Source organism: Devosia ureilytica (genome assembly GCF_024273195.1).
Taxonomy (GTDB): domain Bacteria; phylum Pseudomonadota; class Alphaproteobacteria; order Rhizobiales; family Devosiaceae; genus Devosia; species Devosia ureilytica.
The window spans coordinates 1-24,686 of sequence record NZ_JAMZCU010000009.1 but is presented as its reverse complement, the minus strand read 5'-3'; the positions used below and the strand labels follow the sequence as shown (position 1 = coordinate 24,686).

Genomic DNA, 24,686 nt, shown 5'->3' with positions numbered 1-24,686 from the left:
TCTCGCCGGGGCTGGGGCTTTCGTCCGGGCACGATCATGGGCAATATGGCTCTTATGGAGACGGGGGCAGGCGAAGTCAAAGACATCGGGCTTGCGGCGCGGTTGGGGCAGGGCCTTTCCGGGCTGGGGCGGCTGGCGCTCGATCAGCTCTATCCCCCCGGATGCGCCGCCTGCAATGCGCCGCTGATCGGCAATGATGGATTGTGCCCTGCCTGTTTTGGCAGGTTGCGGCAGATCAGTGCGCCGCTTTGTCCGGTCCTTGGCATACCCTTTGAGACTGACATGGGGCGCGAGGCCCGCTCGGCTGAAGCCCTGGCCGACCCGCCACCGTTCGAGCGGGCCATTGCGGCCGTGTCCTATGGCGAGATTGCCGGGACCCTGGTGAGCCGGCTCAAATATGGGGACAGGCCGGAACTGGCGCGGTTCTGTGCCCGGCTGATGGCGGCGGCAGGCCGCGATTTCTGGACTGCGGGGCCGCTGCTTGTGCCCGTCCCGCTCCACGCCAGCCGGTTGCGCTTCCGGCGCTACAATCAATCCATGATGCTGGCGCGGGCGCTGGCGCAGTTGAGCGGGCTCGAGGTCGATCCACATCTGGTGCGGCGCCACAGAAAGACCCGGCAGCAGGTGGGGCTCTCGGGAGATGGACGGCTACGCAATGTGCAGGGCGCTTTTTCGGTTCATCCGCGCATTCTCGAGCGCCTCAAGGGGCGGCCCGTCGTCCTGGTCGATGATGTCTATACCACCGGCGCCACGGTCAAGGCGGTGACGCGGGTGCTCAAGCGCGCCGGTGCCGGGACGGTCAATGTCATTACCTTTGCCCGCGTTGTCATTGGCGAGGATCTGCCCATATAAGAAGGCAACACCCTGATTGCCGGGAACCGAAAGAACAATGCCCAAGGTTGAAATCTACACCACCCCCACCTGCCCCTATTGCCATGCGGCCAAGTCGCTGCTGCGCGAAAAGGGCGTGAATTATACCGAGATTACGGTGCTCGATCCCGATCTGCGCGAAACCATGACACAGCGCGCCCACGGCCGTCGCACCGTGCCGCAGATCTTTATCGGCGACACCCATGTGGGCGGCTATGACGATATCGCTGCCCTTGACCGGCGCGGCGGTCTGGACTCCTTGCTGCAAGCTGGCTGACTGCTGAGCCTGCCAACCACTCCACCCTCATTCCCTCCCCCTTGTGGGGAAGGATCAAGGATGGGGTTCTAGAATGAGCCGTGTAACGCCATGAAAATAGCCGCCATCCAAATGTGCTCCGGCCTCGACCCGGATGCCAATCTTGCTGCGCTTGAGCCCTTGCTGGCCGAAGCTGCTACCAGGGGCGCGCGCTATGCGTTGACGCCGGAAGTCACCGTCATCTTCCCGGAGAACCGCGAGCAGCTCAAATCCGTGGCGGCGCCGTTCGAGGGCCATCCTCATCTCGCCAAGGTTGGTGACCTGGCGCGGCAGCACGCCATGTTCGTCCATATCGGCTCGCTGCCCATTCCGCTCGAAGACGGGCGCTTTGCCAATCGCTCGGTGCTGTTCGGGCCAGACGGGACCCAGCAGGCGGTCTATGACAAGATCCACCTGTTCGACGCCGATATTGCCGGGCTCAATGCCTATCGCGAAAGCGCCACCTACAAGGGCGGCGAGCAGGCGGTGACGGCGCCTGTCGAGGATTTCACCCTCGGCTTTTCCATCTGCTACGACATGCGCTTCCCGCGCCTTTACAATGCCCTTGCCAATGGCGGCGCCAATCTCATCGCCGTGCCGGCGGCCTTTACCGTGCCGACCGGGCAGGCACATTGGCATGTGCTGCTGCGCGCCCGCGCCATTGAAACCGGGTCTTATGTCATTGCCGCGGCGCAGGGTGGTCACCACCCCAATGGTCGGGCCACCTATGGGCATTCGGTGATCATCGACCCCTGGGGCAAGGTGATTGCCGAACTTGACCACGACCGGCCCGGAGTATTGCTAGCCGACATTGATCCGGCGGCGGTCACCGAGGCTCGCGGCCGGGTTCCGGCCCTGGCCAATGCGCGCGAGTTTGCTCCGCCGGGTTTGCACAGCTGAGCCCAGCGCCTATATGCTGGGATAAGCGGCGCCCGGCGCCATCAACAAACGACAAGTCACGTGATTCAATATTCGCTCCAGTGTTCGCAAGGGCATCGTTACGAAGCCTGGTTCAAAAGCGCCGCCGCTTATGACGAGCAGCAGGCGCGTGGCATCGTGCATTGCGCCCAATGCGGCGATCCTCAGGTCGAAAAGGCGCCGATGGCGCCCAGTGTCGCCCGCACCGATTCCGAGCGCGTACCGCTCAGTGCTGCCCATCCCGAGGCTGCAAAGATCCGCGCCATGTTGCGCCAATATCGCCAGAAGGTGGTGAGCGAAGCCGAGCATGTCGGTGACCGCTTTGCCGAGGAAGCGCGCAAGATGCATTTCGAGGAGGTCGAGGCGCGCGGCATCTATGGCGAGGCGACGCGCGACGAGGTTGTCGGGCTGATCGAGGATGGGGTCGATTTCCTGCCGCTGCCCGATGTGGGCGAGGACAATTGAGCCTTTACCTGCGCGACGGCTTTGATGCCGGGCTTGCCGCGCTGCCCGGCGTAACCTTCGTCGACCAATGGGAGGCTCATATCGCCAAGGTCGGCGGCAAGGTGTTTTGCCTTCTGTCCGACGCGGCGCCGCATCGGCTGGTGTTCAAATGCGGCGAAGACAGCTTTGATATCCTCACCAGCCTCGATGGCGTCGCGCAGGCGGCCTATTTCGCCAAGCGCAAGTGGGTCAGCGTCGAAGCTGGTTCAGAGCTGAGGGAGGCTGATCTCTTGGCCTATATCACGCGCTCGCATGGCCTGGTGGCCGCAGGGCTGACCAAGAAGCTGCGCGTCGAACTGGGGATTTTGTGAGGATTGGGTCGGTCCGATAGGGAGGGTGGAATCCCCGCTATCGGACCTGACCAGGCCAACGATCTTGGCAGACCGCTGGTTGGCTGCGGGCGATGTAGCACCAGCACAGGACCTTGTCACGCACTTGTCGCGAAATGTCTGTCGCGCGACGGTTCCGTCCTCGGACCATTGGCAATATGTGTGATGCCCGGAGTGGCCCCCGGGTCGGGCCCGAGGGCGGCGCGGTGTGTTAGGCAGGATTTCGAAACCGATCGCTTGGCCTCAGTGCCAGAGTTTGTCGATGGCCGCCGTGTCGCGCACCGCGCCCTTTGCCGCCGAGGTCACCAGCGCTGCATAGGCCTTCAATGCCGTGGTCACCTTGCGCTTGCGCGGTTCGGCCGGCTTCCAGCCCTTGGCATCCTGTTCGGCGCGGCGGGTGGCCAGTTCGGCATCGCTCACCAGCACATTGACGGTGCGATTGGGGATATCGATCTCGATGGTGTCGCCTTCACGCACGAGACCAATCGCGCCGCCTTCGGCCGCCTCGGGCGAGGCGTGGCCGATGGAAAGGCCCGAAGTGCCGCCCGAAAAACGCCCGTCGGTCAGCAAGGCACAGGCTTTGCCCAGACCCTTGGACTTGAGGTAGCTCGTGGGATAGAGCATTTCCTGCATGCCGGGGCCGCCCTTGGGGCCTTCATAGCGGATGACGATGACATCGCCTTCCTTGATCTGGTTGGAAAGGATGGCCTTGACCGTCATGTCCTGGCTCTCGAACACGCGGGCCGGGCCGGTGAACTTGAGGATGGATTCATCCACGCCCGCCGTTTTGACGATGCAGCCATCCACCGCGATATTGCCCTTGAGCACGGCCAGGCCCCCGTCCTTGGAGAAGGGATTGTCGGGCGAGCGGATGGCGCCATTGGTGCGGTCGGTGTCGAGCTCAGCCCAGCGGTTGGACTGGGAGAAGGCCTCGGTGGTGCGCACGCCGCCGGGGGCGGCCATGTAGAACTGGCGCACGCTTTCCGAATTGGTGCGCGAAATATCCCATTTGTCGATGGCGTCGCCCATGGTGGCCGCATGAACCGTCGGTTCCTTGCGGTTGATCAGGCCTGCGCGGTCGAGCTGGCCGAGAATGGCGAAGATGCCGCCGGCGCGGTGCACGTCTTCCATATGGACGTCGCTCTTGGCCGGCGCGACCTTGGACAGCACCGGGACGCGGCGCGACAGGGCGTCGATGTCGTCCATGGTGAAATCCACCCCACCTTCATAGGCGGCCGCCAGGATGTGCAACACTGTATTGGTCGAGCCGCCCATGGCGATGTCGAGCGTCATGGCGTTTTCAAATGCCTGCTTGGTCGCGATGGTGCGCGGCAGCACGGTTTCATCGTCCTGCTCGTAATAGCGGCGCGCCAGGTCAACGATCAGGTGCCCGGCTTCCTGAAACAGGCGCTTGCGGTCCGAATGGGTGGCCAGGGTCGAGCCATTGCCCGGCAGGCTCAGGCCCAGCGCCTCGGTGAGGCAATTCATCGAATTGGCCGTGAACATGCCAGAGCAGGAGCCGCAGGTGGGGCAGGCAGCTTCCTCGACGGCCTGCACTTCCGCGTCGGAATAGGCCTCGTCGGCGGCCATCACCATGGCATCGACCAGGTCAAGCGCCTGCAGCTTGCCCTTGAGTATGGCCTTGCCCGCTTCCATCGGTCCGCCCGATACGAACACCACCGGGATATTGAGCCGCATGGCAGCGTTCAGCATGCCGGGGGTGATCTTGTCGCAATTGGAAATGCAGACCATGGCGTCGGCGCAGTGGGCGTTGACCATGTATTCCACCGAGTCCGCGATGATGTCGCGGCTGGGCAGGGAATAGAGCATGCCGTCGTGACCCATGGCGATGCCGTCATCCACGGCAATGGTGTTGAATTCCTTGGCGACGCCGCCGGCAGCTTCGATTTCGCGGGCGACGAGCTGGCCGAGATCTTTCAGGTGTACATGGCCCGGGACGAACTGGGTGAAGCTGTTCACCACGGCAATAATGGGTTTGCCGAAATCGCCGTCCTTCATGCCGGTGGCGCGCCATAGGCCACGCGCGCCGGCCATGTTGCGGCCATGGGTGGTGGTGCGGGAACGATAGGCGGGCATGGCAAATATCCTCGGTGGCGTGCCGGTGGGGCCGGTTTTGTGTTGGACGATTTCTTAGACCCATTCCATGGCGGCGGCAAGGAATTTCCGTACCGTACCGTACGGTACTCCATAGACCGGCGGCGCAGCCGCAAAGTCTCCCCGGTGGGGAGATGTTAGGAGAGGCGGCCATGAGAGCCATGCTCGAATGGCGACGGACCTCCGTCGACAAGTCCTTGCGGGATCAAGTGTACCCACCGGTACGCCTCTTGTCGAATTTCTGGGCGCCCGTGCGTGGTGTTCGTGCAATATCGCAGTTTCAGCCCCAAGGAGGCCACCATGCGTTACTTTATGAGCATTATTCCCCCTGCCGATCTCAAGCCCGAGGATGTGTCCCAGGGTCTCATGGACGCCATGGGCCCGTGGATGGAAAAGTGCCTGGCAGACGGCACGTTGATTTCCACTGGCGGCCTCAAGCCCGCCGAAGAGGGTCGTCGCCTCAAGGGTGCGACCGGCACTATCATCGTCACCGATGGCCCCTTTTCCGAGGCCAAGGAAGTGGTCGGCGGCTATGCCGTCTTCGAGGCTCCCGATATCGCCTCGGCCACGGCGCTGGCCGGCGAGTTCATGCAGATGCATATCGACAATGGCATTCCCGGCCTCGTGCTGGAGCTGCGCGAAATCGCCGGTGGGGCGAACTACTAGGGCCTATTCGGGCACGAGCCAGCGCCCTCCCCTCGTGGGGAGGGCTTCTTCTAGGTGTCGATGCGTCCCGCCTGGACATGTTCGACAGTCATCCCGGCGGCTTTCCATTCAGGCATGCCATCTTCGAGACGGCGCGCCTTGAAGCCCCGCTTGCGCAATTCGGCGACGGCTTCAAAGGACAGGACGCACCAGGGGCCACGACAGTAGGCAACGATCTCGCGATCACTCTGAAGTTCGGGTAGCCAGCGGTCGATTTCAGACATCGGCAGGTTGATGGCGCCGGGCAGATGGCCCAGGGCAAATTCGTCACCCGGGCGGACATCGATAACGGTCACGAGATCCGCCTTCATGCGCGATGCCAGCTCTTCCCTGGAAACCGGTTCCATATCGTCTTTGCGGTTGAACCAGCCGTTGACGACACGCTCCACCTCAGCCGAGTGGCGCACCGCCACGGCACGAATGGCCGCAAAGGCCGTGAGCACGCTGTCGTCGGCCAGCCGGTAGTTGATGAACTTGCCATCGCGCTCGGATGCGACAAGACCAGCGCGGCGCATGGCTTGAAGGTGTTGCGAGACATTGGCAATGGGCAGGCTGAGCTTGCTCGCCAGAGCATCGACGCTGCGCGGCCCCTGCGCCAGGTGCTCAATCAATTCCAGTCTTTGTGGATTGCCCAGTGCCTTTGCCACGGTGGCAAACTGATCGTAGAGCGCCTGCTTGGGATTGCGGATTGACATGCCAATCACACTCGTACATTCAATGTAATTATTGAATATAAAATAGCACGCTCCATCGGCAGAGGCAACGCGCATGAACACCCTCGTTATTCTCAACGCCCCGCCTTATGGCACCGAACGCTGCTACAACGGGCTGCGGTTGGCTCAGGCATTGGTGCAGGCCGACACAGCCAATTCGGTCACGGTCTTTCTGATGGCGGATGCGGTTGCCGCTGCAAAGTCTGGTCAGAAGACGCCCGACGGCTACTACAATGTGGAGCGGATGCTCAAGCGCGTGCTCTCGGGCAAAGGCCAGGTGCTGTTGTGCGGTAGCTGCATGGACGCGCGCGGGTTGAGCCAAGCCGAGGTGATGCCGGGCGCCCGCCGGAGCACGATGGACGAACTGGCGGCCATGACCATTGCTGCTGACAAGGTGCTGGTGTTCTGATGGCGCGCTCGTCCATGCATCGGCAGGTGTTCCTGCTCGCCAGTGCCCAGGCGCTGTTCCAGACCGCTTCAGTTATGGTGATGACGGTGGGTGGGCTGGCTGGCGGGCACATCGCAGGCCGACCTGAACTGGCTACCATGCCCATCGCGGCAATGTTTCTGGGCACCGCCGCTGCCACTTTCCCCGCATCGATGTGGATGGCGCGCGTGGGCCGGCGCGCGGGTTTCGTACTGGGCGCGCTGCTTGGCGTTATGGGTGGGATTGCCGGTGCGGCAGGAATTTGGGCCGGCTCATTGGTGCTTTTGTCGTTCGGCACCTTTCTTATTGGGGCCTATCAGGCGTTCGCCCAATTCTACCGCTTCGCAGCCGGAGAGGTGGCGGATGATGCGTTCCGAGCGCGCGCAATCTCTCTGGTGCTGGCGGGGGGCGTCTTTGCTGCGCTGGCCGGACCGATGGTCGGCCGGCTAGGCGCGAACCTGTTCCCGGCCGAATATGCAGGCTCGTTCCTTCTGCTGGCGCTGGTGTCGCTTATGGGGGCAGGCGTTCTCTCTGCCCTGCGCATACCCATGTCGAAAACACATTCAGAAAAAGCCGAGGTTGGTCGTCCTTGGCGGACCATCGTCTCGCAGCCAGCCTATCTGGTGGCACTATTCGGCGCTGCAACCGGCTATGGGGTGATGATACTGGCCATGACCGCGACGCCACTGGCCATGATGGATCACCAGCACGACCTCGCCACGGCAGCAACCGTCATCCAGCTTCATGTGCTCGGCATGTTCCTGCCCTCGTTCATCACCGGGTCGCTGATCTCGCGCTTTGGCGTCCTTCGGATCATGATGGCCGGTGTGGCGACGCTTGCGGGCCATGTAGTGCTTACGCTCACTGGCACCGGGTTCGGCTCCTTTGCGAGTGCGCTGATCCTGCTCGGCGTGGGCTGGAATTTTCTTTATATCGGCGGCACGACGTTGGTCACCACAACCTACAGCCAGATCGAACGCGGCAAGGCGCAGGCGACCAACGACATGACGATTTTTGCGGTCGGCCTTGCCGCCTCGTTCAGCGCTGCCGCTCTGCTGCAGACTTTTGGCTGGCAGATGCTCAATGTGCTGCTTCTGCCCTGGCTCGCTCTCGCCGCCGCCTCGTTGATTTGGCTCGGGTATAGTCGCAAGCAAGCACAGGCGGCGCTGGCATGACGTGGCAACGCTCACGACGGCCTAGAATTTGTAGCGCAAACCGGCCGTGATCGCGTTGGCGCCGTCGATATGGGCGATGGTTCCGAAGCCCCCGGAGCGGTGCTGAATGCGGGTGAAAGCTTCCCATTCGGGGTGATCGTCGTGCGAAACCGCGATTTCGGGGGCAAGATAGTAGAGGACGGTGGCGCTTTCGCCGGCCTGGGCGGTGCGGCGGCTTTCGGCACCGATGGTATCGGTGACCACTGACAGTCCTGCGGTGACCGAGGGGGTGACGTTGAAGTCGCCCAGTTCAAACTCGGTCAACCGTCCGACAAGCCCGGCCCAGGCTTCAGCGGAGCTGGGCGTGCCGAGGCGCAAGCCAAGTCCGGCTTCCACGCCCAGCGCAAAGCTCTCATAAGCGTAAAAGAAGCGCTGATAGCCCGCGCCGACAAAGACATTGGATTCAAAGTCCCAGTTCCAGGGCTGGACGGCGTCGCTGAAATAGCCCGAGGTCAAAGGGCCGCCAAAGACGAACACGGTCTCATCGGTGCGGGCGTCAAGGGTGTTGTCCGGCCGATCCGGGGCCGATTGCGCCAGGGCGGGTGACATCAGGCAAAGCCCCGCCAGCCCGAGCGCAGCAACTGCGCGGGTAAAGGTAAACATCGGTAAAAACTCGTTCTTTTTCGAGTTTCCAATGTCTGGGAGGCTGATTGGTTCTCCGCCGGGCGATCACGATTTTCCGCCCGCCCCGGATCAGCCCGTGGCGGGCCGGCTGGCCAGCACCATGTAGTTGACGCCCATGTCGGAGGAGGCGCGCCATTCGTCGGTGAGGGGGTTAAAGCTCACCCCGGCCTGGTCGATGACCTTGAGGCCATTGCGGCGCAATTGGGCGGTGATTTCCTCGGGGGTGAGGAATTTGTGCCAGTCATGGGTGCCGCGCGGCAGCCAGCGCAGCACATATTCGGCCCCGATAATGGCCAGCGCCCAGGAACGCGCCGTGCGGTTGAGCGTGGCGGTGAACATCAACCCGCCGGGGGCCACAAGGTCCGCGCAGCTCTTCATGTAGAGCGGGACATTGTCGACATGCTCGACCACTTCCATGTTGAGCACCACGTCATAGCGCTCGCCCGCCTCGACCAGCGCTTCGCTGGTGGTGGCGCGATAATCGATCTGAAGGCCGGACTTGTCGGCATGGATGCGGGCGATGGCGATATTGCGCTCGGCCGCGTCGACGCCGGTCACCGTGGCACCCAGTCGGGTCAAGGGTTCGCAAAGGAGCCCGCCACCGCAGCCGACATCGAGAATGCGCAGGCCATGGAAGGGGCGGATCGAATGGGCGTCGCGGCCGAAGTGGCGGACCAGGTGGTCGCGGATGTAGCTCAGGCGCACCGGATTGAACTTGTGCAGCGGCTTGAACTTGCCCTTGGGGTCCCACCACTCCTCGGCCATGGCTGTGAATTTGGCGATCTCGGCGTCATTGACGGTGGTCTGGGTCATGGTGCGGCTCCTTGCCTTCTTATCGCCTCCAAGATGGGTGGGGGCAAGGCGCGCCCTGTCGCAGGCCCGACCCTCGCGCGCCGTTCATGCCCATTGATTGCGCACCCGCTTTGTGGCATGTCCGCGCCAAACATTTAGCGTACCGCCGGGTTCGGTGGATCAGCGGGGAAAATCTCTTGGCCCGTATCGTCGTCAAGTTCGGTGGCACTTCGGTGGCCAATGTCGAGCGCATCCGCAATGCGGCGCGCCATATCAAGCGCGAAGTCGACGCGGGCCATGAGGTCGCGGTCGTCGTGTCCGCCATGAGCGGCAAGACCAATGAGCTGGTGGGCTGGGTCAATGAGGCCAGCAAGTTCCACGACGCACGCGAATATGACGCCGTGGTTGCCTCGGGCGAGCAGGTGACGGCAGGGCTGATGGCCATCGTGCTCTCGGAAATGGGCATTCAGGCGCGCAGCTTTGCCGGCTGGCAGGTGCCGATCAACACTGACGACGCCCATGGCGCGGCCCGTATCACCGGGATCGATCCGACCGAACTCGACAAGCGCATGAAGGATGGCTGGGTGCCGGTGATTACCGGGTTCCAGGGCATTTCCCCGCATGGCCGCATCACGACTTTGGGCCGGGGCGGCTCGGACACTTCGGCGGTGGCGGTGGCGGCGGCTGTGGGCGCGGACCGCTGCGACATCTATACCGATGTGGACGGCGTTTATACGACCGACCCGCGCATCGTGGCCAAGGCGCAGCGGCTGACCAAGATTTCCTTCGAAGAAATGTTGGAAATGGCTTCGCTTGGGGCCAAGGTGCTGATGATCCGCTCGGTGGAAATGGCCATGGCGCACAAAGTGCGCCTCCTGGTCCGCTCGAGCTTTGATGACCCGGACGCGCCGCAGATCGCGCCCGATGGAACGCCGGGCGTCCCCGGCACGCTAGTCTGCGATGAGGATGAGATAGTGGAAAAGCAGATCGTTTCGGGCGTGACGCTCGCCAAGGCCGAGGCCAAGATCACCCTGCGCGACGTCAAGGACAATCCCGGCGTTGCCGCTGCCATCTTCGGCACGCTGGCCGACAAGGGCATTATCGTCGACATGATCGTGCAGAACATTGCCGACGATGGTGCCACCACCGACATCACCTTCACCGTGCCGGACAGCGAATATGACAAGGCCGTCAAGGCCTTGGAAGACAATGGCGGACGCTTTGAATATGCGCGCCTATCCGGCTCCAAGGGCGGCGCCAAGGTGTCGGTCGTGGGCGTGGGCATGCGCAGCCATGCCGGCGTTGCCTCCTCGATGTTCAAGGCCTTGGCCGACAAGGGCATCAATATTCAGCTCATCACCACGTCGGAAATCAAGACCTCGGTTCTGATCGACGAAGAATATGCCGAGCTTGCGGTTCGGGCTCTGCACACCTATTACGGTCTGGACAGACAGGACGCCTGACCCAGTCGAGGGGACAAGGGCCGCGTCCTTTCAACAAGGGGGGCGGCTTTGCGGGCTGCCTGATTGAGGCATGGTCACGACCATCGGCGGCCCAAGGGTGCTGCTGCGGCAATTGCGCGAGACGATGGCGGAGCCTTTGGCGTCGCAGGAACGGCTCGACAAGATCGTAGGCCTGATCGCCGAAAACATGCGGGCCGATGTGTGCTCGTTTTATGTGTTGCGCGATGACGGTGCGCTCGAGCTGTTCGCAACGCGCGGCCTCAATACCGAATCGGTCCATCTGACGACGCTGCGTCTGGGCGAGGGACTGGTGGGTCTGATCGCCGCCGAAGCCGAAGCGCTCAGCCTTGACGATGCGCCCAGCCATCCCGCTTTTGCCTATCGGCCGGAAACCGGCGAAGAAAAATACAATTCCTTCCTCGGGGTGCCCGTGCTGCGCGCCGGTCAGACGCTGGGCGTGCTCGTCGTTCAGAATGCCGAGCGGCGCCACTATGGCGAGGATGAAACCGAGGCCATGCTGACCACGGCCACAATCCTGGCCGAGATGATCGCTACCAGCGATTTCGACAATCTGATCAAGCCCGGGTCGGATATCGATCTCAGGCGGCCTCGCATGTATACCGGCGTCAGCTTTACCGATGGCATCGCCCTCGGAACCGTGGTGCTCCACGATCCGCGCGTCGTGGTGACCAATTTCATCGCCGAGGATACGGACGCGGAAAAGCAGCGGCTCGATGCGGCGCTGGCCTCGATGCGCGTTTCCATCGACGCCATGCTTGATCATGGCGACATGCAGCCGACCTCGGACCATCGCGAAATTCTCGAAACGTATCGCATGTTCGCCAATGACCGGGGCTGGGTGAACCGGCTGACCGAGGCCATCGACAATGGGCTTTCGGCCGAGGCAGCGGTTGAGCGGGTGCAGAACGACACCCGTGCCCGCATGCTGCGCCAGACCGATCCCTATATCCGTGACCGGCTGCATGACCTGGATGATTTGGCCAACCGGCTGTTGCGGGTGCTGACCAATGCCAATCAGCCCGCACATCGCGAATTGCCGGACAATGCAATCCTGGTGGCCCGCAATATGGGGCCGGCGGAATTGCTCGAATATGACCGCAAGAAATTGCGCGGCGTGGTGCTCGAAGAGGGCGGGGCTACCGCCCATGTGGCCATTGTGGCGCGCTCGCTGGGCATTGTGGCCGTGGGGCAGGCGCAGTCCATCGTCTCGATGTGCGAGACGGGCGACGACATTATCCTCGATGGGCCGCTGGGACAGGTGCACTTGCGGCCAACGCCCGATGTCGAGCAGACTTATGTGGACAAGGTCCGCATTTCGGCGCGGCGCCGTGCCCATTATGCGGCGCTCAAGGACAAGCCGAGCGTCACGCGCGATGGCATCAAAATCACCCTGCTGCACAATTCGGGGCTGGTGGCGGACCTGCCCATGCTGGACGATACCGGCGCTGCGGGCGTCGGTCTGTTCCGCACCGAATTGCAATTCATGATCGCCAGCCGCCTGCCGCGTCTGGCCGAGCAGGTCGACCTTTACGCCGAGGCCATGGAAATCGCCGGTGACCGGCCGGTGGTGTTCCGGCTGCTCGACATTGGCGGCGACAAGGTCGTTCCCTATCTGCGTTCGGCGGCCGAGGAAAACCCGGCCATGGGCTATCGCTCGATCCGGCTGGGGCTGGACCGGCCGGGCCTGTTGCGCACCCAGATCCGGGCGCTGCTGCTGGCGGCGCGCGGCCGAGCGCTCAAGATCCTGGTGCCCATGGTCACCGAGACCTTTGAATTCCGCCAGACCAAGCTGGTGCTGAAAAAGGAAATCGAGCGGCTGGTGCGCGCGGGGCAGCCTGTGCCGGAAAAGGTCGAGATCGGTGCGATGGTGGAAGTGCCCTCGCTGCTGTTCGAACTTGACCAGATCATGCCCGAGAGCGATTTCGTCTCCATCGGGTCGAACGACCTGGTGCAATTTCTCACCGCGGCAGACCGCTCCAATCCGCGCGTGTCCAAGGCTTATGACCCGATAGCGCTGCCGCGGCTGCGCGCCATTCGACTGGTGGTCGATGCGGCGGCGCGCCACAACAAACCCGTGACTATGTGTGGTGAGCTGGCGGGCAAGCCGATGGAAGCGCTGGCACTGATGGCTATCGGCATGACGCGGCTCTCCATGGGGCCGGCTTCGATCGGTCCGATCAAGGAAATGGTTCTCAACGTTGAGTTGAAGCCGATCCAGGAGGCTGTGTCCGCGGCCCTCAGCGTCGGGGCCAATGGCCAATCGATCCGCGAACTGCTGACCGAATGGGCGGATCGACAGAACCTGCCTATGGGGTAGGACTGGCGGCATAGGCAGGGGAGACTTGCAGTCGGCGTGCCTTGCCCCTAAAGCGTGCCTGCTCCAGACCTGAAAGATCAAGAATGCCCAGCCTACCCCAGGACAAGCTCGACGCTCTCGAAACGCGCTTCCAGTATATCGAAGCGGCGCTGTCGTCTGGTGCCAGCCCCGACGAGTTGGCCAGGCTTTCAAAGGAGCATTCCGACCTTTCCGAAATCGTGGGCGAGATCACCGCGTTCAAGAAGGCCATGCGCGACCGGGCCGAGGCCCAGACGCTGCTCAAGAGTGGCGACAAGGAAATGGCCGAAATGGCCGAGGCCGAAATTGACGAACTCGATGAAACCATCGAGCGGCTTGAGCAATCCATTCGCATCCTGCTGCTGCCCAAGGACGAGGCCGACGAAAAATCCGTCATTCTCGAAATTCGCGGTGGCACGGGTGGCGACGAAGCCGCGCTGTTCGCGGGCGACCTGTTCCGCATGTATGAGCGCTATTCGGCGACGCGGGGTTGGAAGGTCACGGTGATGGAAGAAAGCCCGGGTGAAATGGGCGGCTTTAAAGAAATCATCGCCAATGTCAGCGGCAAGGGCGTTTACGCCCGGATGAAATATGAGAGCGGCGTGCATCGGGTGCAGCGCGTGCCGGCGACCGAAGGCTCGGGGCGCATCCACACTTCGGCGGCGACCGTGGCGGTGCTGCCGGAGGTGGAAGACATCGACATCGAAATTCGCAACGAGGACATCCGCATCGACACGATGCGCGCCTCTGGCGCTGGCGGGCAGCACGTCAACACCACCGACTCGGCGGTGCGGATCACCCATTTGCCCACAGGTCTGGTCGTGACCTCCGCGATGAAGAGCCAGCACCAGAACCGCGCCCAGGCCATGGTGGTGCTGCGCTCGCGGCTTTACGAAATGCAGCGCGAGGAGCGCGACAGCGCCCGTTCGGCCGAGCGCAAGGGGCAGGTGGGCTCCGGGGATCGTTCGGAACGAATCCGCACCTATAATTTCCCCCAGGGTCGGGTCACCGACCACCGCATCAACCTGACGCTTTACAAGCTCGACAAGGTGATTGCGGGCGAAGCGCTGGACGAATTGATCGAGGCGCTGATCACCGAAAACCAGGCGGCCCAACTGGCAGCCATGGAGCAAACCAACTGAGCGAGCCGATCAGCATCGGCGCGCTGTGGCGCGGCTGGCGCGATGCCCTCGCCCGTCTGGGATTTGCAACTGCCGCGCTCGACGCCAAGCTGCTGACCGGCCATGCGCTGGGGCTCGATGCGCTGGACCTGGCCAGGCGCGAGCACGAGCCGGTGCCATTGGAGGCCGTGGGGCGGGTCGCCGACCTGCTGCAGCGCCGGATGAGCGGGGAATCCGTGGCGCGGCTTATTGGCGAGCGCGAATTCTATGGGCTGAGCTTCGGGCTTAATTCGGCAACGCTGGAGCCGCGACCGGATACCGAATTGCTGGTGGACCTCGCGATCAAGGCGCTGCCCAGCGGCGGGCGCCTGCTTGATCTGGGCACCGGGACGGGCTGCGTTCCCATTGCGATTTTAGCCAATCGCACCGATGCCAGCGGGTTGGCGACAGACCTCAGCCCCGAGGCGCTGGAGATGGCCCAGGCCAATGCGGCGCGGAACGGGGTGGGCGAGCGGCTGGACTTTGCGCTGGGCGACTGGTTCGCGGCGGTGGAAGCACCCCCAGCCTTGATCCCTCCCCACAAGGGGGAGGGAGACGATGAACACGGAACTCTCAGCCATGCGCATCCCTCCCCTCGATGGGGAGGGACCGAGGGTGGGGTGGGGTCCCAGCCACGGGGCCCCAATGATTGTGGCTTCGACCTCATCACCTCCAATCCGCCCTATATTACCAGCGCCGTGATCGAGACGCTGGCGCCGGAAGTGAAAGACTTTGATCCGCGTCTTGCGCTGGATGGCGGGCCCGATGGGCTGGCGCCCTATCGGATCATTGCCGCTGAGGCCGGGCGCTTCCTCAAGCCGGGCGGGCAAGTGTTGGTGGAAATTGGCTATGATCAGGGGGCCAGTGTTGCGGCGCTGTTTGGTGCCCGGGGCTTCTCCAATATTGCCGTTCACAGGGATCTTGGTGGTCTTGATCGTGTGGTTGTTGCGCACCACTTGTCGGGGAGTTGACAGGCCAGTTAAGTCAAAACGCAGTTTATGCTGGTCAAGCCGCGGCGAAGCGGTTAGTTTGCAGGGGCTGTCAACGGCGCATCATGAGCGCCACGGCGATCACACCCGATCCAAAATGCATTCGCTGCCGCAAGCAGCGCAGTTCCGGCGACCCGGAACGACGCGAGGACGGGACGGACACTTCCGTAGGTCGCTGCCGAGAGCATTCGGTCTTCATGAAGCCAGACCAATCCCCGCACGGTGCGCAGTTACCACCGCCGGGGTCACGGGCCGGATCGGGCCTTTTTGCACCGTCCAGCCCCATGATGTGACGCTTAACTTTTAGAGTTAGACAAAGCGACCCGATGAGACCAAACCAGAACAAGAACCGGCAGCGTGGCCGGAACGGCGGACGCAAGCATGTCAATCCGCTGTCGCGCAACTATGAGAGCAACGGCCCCGACGTGAAAGTGCGCGGCAATGCCGCCCATGTCGCCGAGAAATATCTGCAGCTCGCCCGCGATGCCCAATCCTCGGGCGATTCGGTGATGGCCGAAAATTACCTGCAGCACGCCGAGCATTATTTCCGCATCGTCTCTTCTGCCCAGCAGGCCCTCAATGGCCCGCGCGATGGTCAGAGCCAGGACGATGTCGATTTCGACGACGACGCCAATGACGTCAATTCCCGCTTCTCCTCGCCCCAACCGGTCCAGCCGGTGCATTCGGGCAATGAGAACGAGCGGGAAACGAGCCAGTCCGAGGCCCAGCCTCAGGCCGAGACTGCCGCTGCCAGCGAAGGTGATGGCGAACAGGCACCGCGCAAGCCGCGCGAGCGCCGTCCGCGCCGCCGTCGCCCGGCAAGTGAAGGTGGTGCTGATCCGGGCAATGCCCCGCAGCCGGACGTGCCGGATCTGCCGGCCTTCCTCACCGGCAATGTGGCCGACTGAAAGTATCAGAAAATGACGTGATGCCGGGCCCCAGCGCCCGGCATCTGTTTTTGGGTGTTTATTCCGTTCATCCTGACAACCCTGGCCGCCGTCCAGGCGTCCGGCGCAGACATTTGTGTCGCTCCGGTCTTTTGTTCCTTGCAGCAGTACCTACATTGAACGCGAGCAATGCGCCGATCCGGGCAGTGCTCGAACCATGCTTCCGCCGTGATGCCGGTGCCGTTTCGGGCCGCGTATCGGGCGATACCCAGGAGAGTTGCATGAATATCGAAAAGTACAGCGAGCGGTCGCGCGGCTTCATCCAGAGCGCTCAGACGGCAGCATTGGGCAAGGGCCACCAACAGTTTTCGCCCGTCCACCTGCTCAAAGTGTTGCTCGACGACGACCAGGGCATGGCCAGTGGCTTGATCGAGCGCGCCGGTGGTGACCCCAAGGCAGTGCGCGCCGGCGTCGAAGCGGCGCTCAACAAAATTCCCAAGGTTTCCGGCGATGCCGGCCAGCTCTATCTCAGCCGCGAATTGGCGCGGGTCTTCGACACGGCCGAGCAGGCCGCGCAGAAGGCCGGCGACAGCTTTGTGACGGTGGAGCGGCTGCTTTTGGCGCTGGTGATCGAGAAAGACACGGACGCGGGCAAGATTCTCAGCTCGGCCGGTGTCACGGCGCAGGGCCTTAACACCGCCATCGAAGCGATCCGCAAGGGCCGGACGGCCGACAGTGCTTCAGCCGAGAACGCCTATGACGCGCTCAAGAAATATGCGCGCGACCTGACCGAAGACGTGCGCGAGGGCAAGCTTGACCCGGTGATCGGCCGCGACGAAGAAATCCGTCGCACCATCCAGGTCCTGAGCCGTCGCACCAAGAACAACCCTGTGTTGATCGGCGAGCCCGGCGTTGGCAAGACGGCGATTGCCGAAGGCCTTGCCATTCGCATCGTCAATGGCGACGTGCCCGAAAGCCTCAAGAACAAAAGCCTGCTTTCACTCGACATGGGCGCGCTGATCGCAGGTGCCAAATATCGCGGCGAGTTCGAGGAACGGCTGAAATCGGTGCTCTCGGAGGTGCAATCGGCGGAAGGGCAAATCATCCTTTTCATCGACGAAATGCACACGCTGGTCGGCGCCGGCAAGAGCGAGGGCGCCATGGATGCGTCCAACCTTCTAAAGCCAGCGCTGGCGCGGGGTGAACTGCATTGCGTGGGTGCCACGACGCTCGATGAATATCGCAAGCATGTCGAAAAAGACCCGGCGCTCGCCCGGCGCTTCCAGCCGGTTTTCGTCAGTGAGCCGACGGTTGAAGACACGATCTCGATCCTGCGTGGGCTCAAGGAGAAGTATGAGCTGCACCATGGCATTCGTATTGCCGACCAGGCGCTGGTGAGCGCGGCGACCTTGTCGAACCGCTACATCACTGACCGTTTCCTGCCCGACAAGGCCATCGACCTGATGGACGAAGCGGCGGCGCGCCTGCGCATGGCCGTCGACAGCAAGCCTGAAGCGCTGGATGAGCTTGATCGCAAGATCATGCAATTGAAGATCGAGCGCGAGGCGCTCAAGAAAGAGTCCGATGAGGGCTCGCGCAACCGGCTTGACCGGCTGGAGCAGGATCTGGCCGGGCTCGAAGAGCAGGCACAGGTGCTTTCGGCCAAGTGGATGGCGGAAAAGGAACGGCTCCAAGGATCGACCAAGATCAAGGAAGAGCTGGACGCGGCGCGCAGCCAACTCGAGATCGCGCAGCGTCAGGGGGATCTGGCGCGCGCCGGGGAGCTGGCCTATGGCGTCATTCCCGATCTCGAACGGCGCCTGAAGGCCGCCGATGATGCCGACGGCGATGGCAAGCCCGATCCGGTGATGGCCCGGGAGACCGTGGAAGCCAGAGACATTGCGCATGTGGTGTCGCGCTGGACCGGGATTCCGGTTGACCGGATGATGGAGGGCGAAAAGGAAAAGCTACTTCATATGGAAACATCGCTGGGCGCTCGGGTGATCGGGCAGGCTGAGGCGGTGCGCGCGGTGTCCAAGGCGGTGCGTCGGTCGCGTGCCGGATTGCAGGATCCGAACCGGCCGATTGGTTCTTTCATGTTCCTCGGGCCAACGGGTGTGGGCAAGACCGAACTGACCAAGGCGCTGGCTCAATTCCTGTTCGATGACGAGACCGCTATGGTGCGGCTCGACATGAGCGAGTTCATGGAAAAGCACTCGGTTGCCCGCATGATCGGCGCTCCTCCGGGCTATGTTGGCTATGACGAGGGTGGTGTGCTGACTGAGGCGGTGCGGCGGCGGCCCTACCAGGTGATCCTTTTCGACGAAATCGAAAAGGCCCATCCTGACGTGTTCAATGTGCTGTTGCAGGTACTCGATGATGGCCGGCTGACTGATGGCCAGGGTCGCACGGTGGATTTCCGCAATACCGTGATCATTCTCACCTCCAATCTGGGGGCGGAATATCTGGTCGAGCTCAAGGACGGTGATTCCGTGGAACTGGTGCGCGGCAAGGTACTCGATGCGGTCAAGGCTGCATTCCGGCCTGAATTCCTCAATCGTGTCGACGAAATCCTGCTGTTCCACCGGCTTGGTCGTGAGCACATGGGCAATATCGTCGATATCCAGTTCGGCCGGCTCGAGGACCTGCTCAAGGACCGCGACATCGTGCTGGAATTGACGCCCAAAGCCCGCGAGTGGCTGGCCAATGAGGGATATGATCCGGCCTATGGGGCTCGCCCGCTCAAGCGCGTCATCCAACGTGCGGTGCAGGATGAACTAGCCGAGGAAATCCTCTCGGGCCATGTCAGCGATGGTGGCCGGGTGGTGGTCGATGCCGACGATAGCGGCATCGTGCTGCTGCCGGGCGGCAGGGCCGAGGCCGGCGCCGCCGCTTGAACGCGAGACGACACGCAATTGAGGAAGGGCCGGTCCAGCGACCGGCCCTTCTTTATTGGCTAAACGCGGAAATCGGGTGGGGCGGCAAAGTAGCGATAGGCGTCGCCCCTGCGCTCGACATAGCCGAGGGCGGGAAAATCCAGATGCATACCGGCGACCAGCAGATCATCGTGGGATGCCATGTCGAGCATGCGCCGACGGCTGGCAATGGCGGTGGGGCCATCGGCGTCGAAGGCGACCGACCAGTCTGGATGGGTGAACTGGTAGGCCGGAACATGCACCACATCCCCCCAGATCAGCAGAGCTTCCCCGTGGCTCTCAATGCGCAGCCCCATATGCCCAGGGGTATGGCCGGGCAGGGGCACCGCGGTGACCCCGGGTGCGAACTCGGTTTCCTGATCCATGGCCAGCATGGCGCGGTTCGCTGCATAGGGTGCGAGTTGGGCGCGGGAGGCCAGCATCATGCCCTTGAATGCTTCTGGGAGAGCAGAGAGCACGCCATCATCATGGGCGAACGCCCATTCGGCTTCGGCCGCGACCAGCTGCGCGTTGGGCAGTAAGCGTATCCCTCCCTCATTGGACATGCCCCCGACATGGTCGAGATGGGTATGGGTCAGGAACAAGGTGTCGATGTTCTCCTTGGCTATGCCCGCGCTCGCCAGACTGTCCAGCCATGCACCGGTTGTCGGACCCATGGCAGCCCCCGCGCCGCTATCGACGGCGATCAGCCGATCGGCTGTGCGGATCAGGTAGGCATTGATGGAGATGGTGCTGGTGACCGGATCATGGGCCTTGTGAGCCGCCTTGGCGGCGAGGCGCCCAGCCGTGTCGTTAAAGCCAATGATCAGATCATTGGTGATGGGGCCTCGACCGTCGGCCAATGCGATGATCTCAATCTCGCCGATGCGATGCCGGATTGCCGCGGCGTGGCCACTGAAGGGATCGGGATTGGTCTCGGCGCGAGTGGGCGAGAGGCGTAGCAGCGAGGGCAGGGCCAGTGCCGCTGGCGCCAGGGCGAGTGCCCCCAGAAGCTTTCGCCGCGACGGGTTTGGAGTGGAATTGGACATTTGGAAGACCTCCGTTTGTGGACGCGGCTCATTTGGGTATAAGCGAATGTCTGGATAACTGGTTGATTTCTTAGGGCAGACATAACCAATGATTATGGACATAGTCGCGATGCAATGCCTGGTCGCCGCAGTGGAGGCTGGCTCGATCTCGGCCGCGGCCCGGCGCCTGGCAGTTTCCCAACCAGCCGTGAGCCAGAAGCTGGCGCAGCTCGAAGCAGCGGTGGGGCACGCCCTCTTGATCCGATCTCGTCGGGGCGTTGTCGCAACGCGGGCAGGCGAACTGGTCCTTGGCCATGCCGAACGCGTGTTGACCGAGCTCGGCGCCATGCAAGCGGCATTGCAGGCGCTGAGCGGAGAGGTGTCTGGTAGGCTACGACTGACCGTCAATGTTCTGTTCGCTCAAACCATCATGGGGCCGATGCTGACCGAATTGCGCCGGCGCCATCCTGAGTTACATGTCGAATTGCTGGCGAACGACGCGCTGATCGATCTCGAGCGGGACAATGTCGATGTGGCAATCCGTTCGGGTCGGCTCGGTGAGGGGGGCGGCTTTGCCCGTCGAATTGGCAGCATGGATGGCGTGCTCATTGCGACGCCGGCCTATCTTGATGCCGTCGGCAGGCCGCGAGGCCCCGATGATCTGGCGCGCTTGAGTTTCATTCAGTATCGCGAGGATCCCGAGGAAGCCGAAATCGCCATGATGCACGGCAATCTGCCTGTCTCAGTCCGCGTCAATACCGGCTTTTCGGCGCAGCACCCCGAGCTGCTGCTGCATGCGGTCCTGGGCGGCATCGGCTTTGGCAAGGCCCCGCGCTATCATGTTGCTGAGCAATTGCGCAGCGGTGTCCTGGAGGAAGTTCTGCCCGGTTATGCTCCTGTGCCCAAGCCGATCTATCTGCTGGCTCGCGACCATTTGCGCGACACGCCCAATTTCAATGCGCTGCGCAGCGTGATCATCGAATATTTGGCACGAGTGGGGCGCGTCGCGGGGCCGGGCGGCAGTGCGGCCTAGGCTTGCAGCATGCCTCGGTCTGAGTTAGAACAAACACAGAACAAGTGGCGAATGAGCTAGCAGGGAGGCCTTCATGGCTGATCGTATCGATTATATCGAATTTCCTTCCAGCGACCGGTCGCGGACAAGTGGCTTCTTCCAGCAGGCCTTTGGCTGGGGCATCACCAGCTACGGGCCGGATTACGATGGGATTGAGGCGGCCGGGATAGATGGCGGCATCGATCAGGCCGGCGAGCGCGTTGCCGCGACCATGGCGGTCGTGCGGACTGACGATCTTGACGCGGCTCAGGCGAGGGTCGAGGCGGCGGGTGGCGTCATCACACGCGCGCAATATGACTTTCCTGGCGGCCGGCGGTTTCATTTCCGCGAGCCGGGCGGCAATGAACTGGCCGTCTATATCAGCCTGAGCGAATAATCAGTTGGCCTGTGCCACCGAAACGGAAGCAGGCTCGCGGGCCATCAGGTCGTTGATCTGGGCGATGGTCTGGTCGAATTCGTCGCGGTACTGGGCGGCCAGCACATTGTCCTTGGGCAGCTTGACGCTCAAGGGATCGACCAGATTGCCGTTGATCTTGATTTCGAAATGGAGGTGCGGGCCAGTCGACTGCCCGGTCGAGCCGACATAGCCGATCAGCTGACCCTGGCGCACGCGTGAGCCTACGCCCAGGCCGTCGGCATAGCGCGACATGTGGCCATAGGCGGTCTCATAGCCGTTGACGTGCTCGATCTCCACCTTGTTGCCATAGCCGGACTGCCACTTGTAGTAGCTGATGACGCCGTCGCCCGCCGCATAAATGGGGGTGCCTGAGCGGGCCGCCAGGTCAACGCCGGTGTGCAGTCTACGGGTCTTGAAGATCGGGTGAATGCGATAGCCGAAGCGGGAGCGCAGCGTGCCACCGCCTTCAAGCGGGCGGCGATTGAGGAAGCGCTTGCCGGTCTCCCCGCTCGGATCATAGAAATCGACCACACCATCATCGGTGGTGAAGCGATAGAGTTCACGCTGGGTGCCGGAGAGGGTCAGACTGACATAGAGCAGTTCGTCCGGCGAGCCCTCACCAGTGTCTCCGGCCTCGAGGATCTCAATAGTGTCGCCGGCGGTGATGCGCTTGGTCATGTCGATGTCATAGGCAAACATGCCGATGATGCGTTCGATTGTATCGTCGTTCAGGTCATGCTTGCGGCCTGTTTCCCAGATCGAGCGATAGATGGTGGGCAGATTACCCACGTTGATCTGCTCAACGTCTTCGGCGGGAAAGTCGATCCAGTCCGGCTGCAGGCCCACGACATATTGCCCGTTGTCCGAAAGCGCGACAGTGGCAATGTGCCGATCACCGGGTGCACCGTCCGGCCGGTAGATCGACATACGATAGGGCACGAGACTATCGGCGAACTGGGAGAGCGGACCGTAAAGGATGCGCAGGCGAATGCCTGCCGGCAGGCCGCCCGCCGGCATCAGATTGGCAAGAGTGTTTTCCACCATGCCCACCTGGGCTGGCGAAAAGCCATTGCGCATCAGGGTGTCGCGCAAGGGGCCGATCTCGCGCACGGTCAGGAAGCGCTCCGTGCGCCCGGGACCTTCGCCGGTTGCCAAGGTGGTCTTGGGAACGACGGTGACATTTTCAGCCACGCCGTTAACGCTGGCGGCCTCGGTAGTGGCCAGGTCACGCAAGGTCGGGGCCAAGGCGGCATAGGCGAGGGCGGGCGTGCCACCATCAATGGAGAATTGCGCATTGGCCATGCCGCGCACGAAATCGGCGGCGGCCTGGTCGGAGACGGCTCGGCTCGGCACGAAACTCGCCGGCATTTCGGTTTGGTTGACGGCAACCTCCCCATCGACATCGGTGCCATATACATCGGTAGCGATATCAAGCGCGGCACTGGTCAGCGGTTGGGTCTTGTTGAGAATGGCGACCGGATCATATGCGGGAACGTCGGCGGACAGCGCGGTGCTGGTCGTGGCCAGCGTGGCGCTGATGCGCACGAAGGGTTGGTTGCGGATGATCTCGCGACCATCCACCATCTGGCGGGTTGCCGCCTCCACGATCTCGCGGTCCGAGCGGGTGGCCGCAATGGGGCGCAGCCGCGAGGTCTTGGAGGTAAGGTCGGTGGCCAGGGGCTGATCGATCCGCGGGGCAGCCAAGTTCAACGCGGCATAGGCGGTCGAAAACGTGTCCTGACCCTGGAAGGAGACATAGAGCGCCGCACCCATCAGCAGGACGCTTGTCAGGCCGGTCATCACCGTGCCGCTGAGCCAGGCGAAGCTGAGTTCGCGTCCCTGCGGGATTTCGCCATCGGTGGACTGTACGGTCAGGGCCGGGCTGTCTTCGTAGCCGGTCGCCTGAAGCAGCGCCACATGGCGTCGTCTTTGCGTTGCGTTCAACGCTCCATCCTTTGATGTGTCACGGCTGTCCCCCGTTCCGATCTGAAGCCGGATGCACGCGCAAACGGGGCTCGAGCCCGCGTGCATGCGCGGAGTCTATATCAATGAACTCCGCTGATCCAAAAAAAATGCGGCAAAACTGCGAGTGGGGCCGGCGCCCTGCATGCATAAGCGCCGCCTGGATGCGGCTAACTTGAATGAATGGCCCCCCAGACGACCGTCGGCTCGGACTTCTGGTTGGTCAAAGGCGACGTTTGCGTTTCCCCATGGCACCTCGCCCGGACACGGAGGCCTGTAGATCCCGGCATTGGCTTTAAGGCCTTGGCGGCTCTCAGAGCTTAGCGTGGTTCCGAGGGATGTAGCGGTCGGCCAGCTGGAATGCTGGGCACTCTGCGTAGAATGGCTGTGGCGGTGGATGTTTGCGGCCCAAGCCGGACTTGATTGGGGGGCTCATTGAAAAGGCTGGAAAAAACACCATCTAGACGATGCGGCCGGAAACCGCCGTAATCACTGGTGGTTTGGTCGAGTTTTCCACATTGCCAAACATGGCGCGCCAAGAAAAATGGCAGTTTTGTCATTAAGGGGCTTCCCAGCAGCAAAGTCCCTGACTATAACCCGCCCATCGCTGAAGAGCGCGGCGCCAAACGGCGGCGAGTTAAGAAGCAAGCCTCTGAAATCAAAAGCAATTTTCGGTTTCAGATTTTCGAATTTCAGCCTCGGCGGAAAAGAGAAAATGGGGTGTTGACAGACGAAAACGTCTCGACTACAACCCGCCAGCGTTGACGACGCGAGCACTTGTTGCTCCCACAGTTCAGCGCAATCTGACAGGGCAGACGATCTGCCGGGCAACCGGAGCTGGTATCGTGTTCTCTGTAGAATTCTGAAGGCTCAGCCTTCGAATGACGTTTCCGCCGATTTGGCGAAGGGTCAGCTCTTTGACATTGTGAAGATTGAAGAAAGAGAAACGTG

22 protein-coding genes are annotated in these 24,686 nt (G+C 62.5%); 16 read left to right on the top strand and 6 right to left on the bottom strand.

Annotated features, from left to right (window positions below; genetic code table 11):
- Window positions 1–36: 36 nt before the first annotated feature.
- From NIM87_RS17750 to NIM87_RS17730, 5 genes are all read left to right on the top strand, one after another.
- Window positions 37–852, top strand: a complete 816-nt coding sequence (locus tag NIM87_RS17750) for a ComF family protein (protein ID WP_254676070.1) — start codon at window positions 37–39, stop codon at window positions 850–852.
- A 37-nt stretch (window positions 853–889) separates the two neighbouring features.
- Entirely contained in the window at window positions 890–1,147 is a 258-nt protein-coding gene (grxC, locus tag NIM87_RS17745) for a glutaredoxin 3 (RefSeq protein WP_254676069.1), read from the top strand.
- A 90-nt stretch (window positions 1,148–1,237) separates the two neighbouring features.
- Window positions 1,238–2,065: a carbon-nitrogen hydrolase family protein gene (locus NIM87_RS17740; protein WP_254676067.1), complete on the top strand. Its 828-nt coding sequence runs from the start codon at window positions 1,238–1,240 to the stop codon at window positions 2,063–2,065.
- A 60-nt stretch (window positions 2,066–2,125) separates the two neighbouring features.
- On the top strand, window positions 2,126–2,548 hold the full coding sequence (locus NIM87_RS17735; protein WP_254676066.1) for a DUF1178 family protein: 423 nt from the start codon (window positions 2,126–2,128) through the stop codon (window positions 2,546–2,548).
- A complete protein-coding gene (locus NIM87_RS17730; RefSeq protein WP_254676065.1) occupies window positions 2,545–2,898 on the top strand; it encodes an MmcQ/YjbR family DNA-binding protein in 354 nt (117 codons plus the stop codon). Before NIM87_RS17735 ends, NIM87_RS17730 begins: the two co-directional genes overlap by 4 nt.
- Before the next feature lie 261 nt (window positions 2,899–3,159).
- Here NIM87_RS17730 and ilvD read toward each other — a convergent pair whose 3' ends face one another.
- A complete protein-coding gene (ilvD, locus tag NIM87_RS17725; RefSeq protein WP_254676064.1) occupies window positions 3,160–5,013 on the bottom strand; it encodes a dihydroxy-acid dehydratase in 1,854 nt (617 codons plus the stop codon).
- Window positions 5,014–5,331: 318 nt separating this feature from the next.
- Between ilvD and NIM87_RS17720 the strand changes: the two genes are divergently transcribed.
- Window positions 5,332–5,697: a YciI family protein gene (locus tag NIM87_RS17720; RefSeq protein ID WP_254676063.1), complete on the top strand. Its 366-nt coding sequence runs from the start codon at window positions 5,332–5,334 to the stop codon at window positions 5,695–5,697.
- A gap of 50 nt (window positions 5,698–5,747) precedes the next feature.
- Here NIM87_RS17720 and NIM87_RS17715 read toward each other — a convergent pair whose 3' ends face one another.
- Window positions 5,748–6,431, bottom strand: coding sequence for an ArsR/SmtB family transcription factor (locus NIM87_RS17715; protein WP_254676061.1), 684 nt, complete (start codon window positions 6,429–6,431; stop codon window positions 5,748–5,750).
- A 73-nt stretch (window positions 6,432–6,504) separates the two neighbouring features.
- On the opposite strand from NIM87_RS17715, the gene NIM87_RS17710 reads away from it, so the two are divergent.
- Together NIM87_RS17710 and NIM87_RS17705 are read left to right on the top strand one after the other, a co-directional pair.
- Complete coding sequence (locus NIM87_RS17710) at window positions 6,505–6,858, top strand: DsrE/DsrF/TusD sulfur relay family protein (RefSeq protein WP_254676060.1); 354 nt, start codon at window positions 6,505–6,507, stop codon at window positions 6,856–6,858.
- Complete coding sequence (locus NIM87_RS17705) at window positions 6,858–8,051, top strand: MFS transporter (RefSeq protein ID WP_254676059.1); 1,194 nt, start codon at window positions 6,858–6,860, stop codon at window positions 8,049–8,051. Before NIM87_RS17710 ends, NIM87_RS17705 begins: the two co-directional genes overlap by 1 nt.
- A gap of 21 nt (window positions 8,052–8,072) precedes the next feature.
- Here the strand turns inward: NIM87_RS17705 and NIM87_RS17700 are convergent, their stop codons facing one another.
- Both NIM87_RS17700 and ubiG read right to left on the bottom strand, forming a co-directional pair.
- Window positions 8,073–8,693 (bottom strand): hypothetical protein, encoded by a 621-nt coding sequence (locus NIM87_RS17700; protein ID WP_254676058.1) that lies wholly within the window; start codon window positions 8,691–8,693, stop codon window positions 8,073–8,075.
- A 90-nt stretch (window positions 8,694–8,783) separates the two neighbouring features.
- The gene (gene ubiG, locus NIM87_RS17695) at window positions 8,784–9,527 is read right to left on the bottom strand and encodes a bifunctional 2-polyprenyl-6-hydroxyphenol methylase/3-demethylubiquinol 3-O-methyltransferase UbiG (protein WP_254676056.1); all 744 of its coding nucleotides are present in this window, start codon (window positions 9,525–9,527) and stop codon (window positions 8,784–8,786) included.
- A 176-nt stretch (window positions 9,528–9,703) separates the two neighbouring features.
- Here ubiG and NIM87_RS17690 point away from each other — a divergent pair, with 176 nt between their 5' ends.
- The 6 genes from NIM87_RS17690 to clpB all read left to right on the top strand — a co-directional run bounded on the left by NIM87_RS17690 (window position 9,704) and on the right by clpB (window position 19,258).
- Entirely contained in the window at window positions 9,704–10,969 is a 1,266-nt protein-coding gene (locus NIM87_RS17690) for an aspartate kinase (RefSeq protein WP_254676055.1), read from the top strand.
- Window positions 10,970–11,039: 70 nt separating this feature from the next.
- The gene (ptsP, locus tag NIM87_RS17685) at window positions 11,040–13,307 is read left to right on the top strand and encodes a phosphoenolpyruvate--protein phosphotransferase (protein ID WP_254676054.1); all 2,268 of its coding nucleotides are present in this window, start codon (window positions 11,040–11,042) and stop codon (window positions 13,305–13,307) included.
- A gap of 83 nt (window positions 13,308–13,390) precedes the next feature.
- Window positions 13,391–14,467 carry a peptide chain release factor 1 gene (prfA, locus tag NIM87_RS17680; RefSeq protein WP_254676053.1) on the top strand — a complete coding sequence of 359 codons (1,077 nt, stop codon included), beginning with the start codon at window positions 13,391–13,393 and terminating at the stop codon, window positions 14,465–14,467.
- Window positions 14,401–15,456, top strand: coding sequence for a N5-glutamine methyltransferase family protein (locus tag NIM87_RS17675; protein ID WP_332017536.1), 1,056 nt, complete (start codon window positions 14,401–14,403; stop codon window positions 15,454–15,456). Before prfA ends, NIM87_RS17675 begins: the two co-directional genes overlap by 67 nt.
- Window positions 15,457–15,800: 344 nt before the next feature.
- Window positions 15,801–16,382, top strand: coding sequence for a DUF4167 domain-containing protein (locus NIM87_RS17670; protein WP_254676052.1), 582 nt, complete (start codon window positions 15,801–15,803; stop codon window positions 16,380–16,382).
- Between the two features lie 260 nt (window positions 16,383–16,642).
- On the top strand, window positions 16,643–19,258 hold the full coding sequence (gene clpB, locus NIM87_RS17665) for an ATP-dependent chaperone ClpB (protein ID WP_254676051.1): 2,616 nt from the start codon (window positions 16,643–16,645) through the stop codon (window positions 19,256–19,258).
- A gap of 59 nt (window positions 19,259–19,317) precedes the next feature.
- Here clpB and NIM87_RS17660 read toward each other — a convergent pair whose 3' ends face one another.
- Window positions 19,318–20,325: an MBL fold metallo-hydrolase gene (locus NIM87_RS17660; RefSeq protein WP_254676050.1), complete on the bottom strand. Its 1,008-nt coding sequence runs from the start codon at window positions 20,323–20,325 to the stop codon at window positions 19,318–19,320.
- A gap of 88 nt (window positions 20,326–20,413) precedes the next feature.
- On the opposite strand from NIM87_RS17660, the gene NIM87_RS17655 reads away from it, so the two are divergent.
- Both NIM87_RS17655 and NIM87_RS17650 read left to right on the top strand, forming a co-directional pair.
- Window positions 20,414–21,337, top strand: coding sequence for a LysR family transcriptional regulator (locus NIM87_RS17655; RefSeq protein ID WP_254676049.1), 924 nt, complete (start codon window positions 20,414–20,416; stop codon window positions 21,335–21,337).
- Between the two features lie 73 nt (window positions 21,338–21,410).
- A complete protein-coding gene (locus NIM87_RS17650; RefSeq protein WP_254676048.1) occupies window positions 21,411–21,752 on the top strand; it encodes a VOC family protein in 342 nt (113 codons plus the stop codon).
- Here the strand turns inward: NIM87_RS17650 and NIM87_RS17645 are convergent, their stop codons facing one another.
- Complete coding sequence (locus tag NIM87_RS17645; protein ID WP_254676045.1) at window positions 21,753–23,717, bottom strand: M23 family metallopeptidase; 1,965 nt, start codon at window positions 23,715–23,717, stop codon at window positions 21,753–21,755. It lies immediately after the preceding gene.
- Window positions 23,718–24,686: the final 969 nt, after the last annotated feature.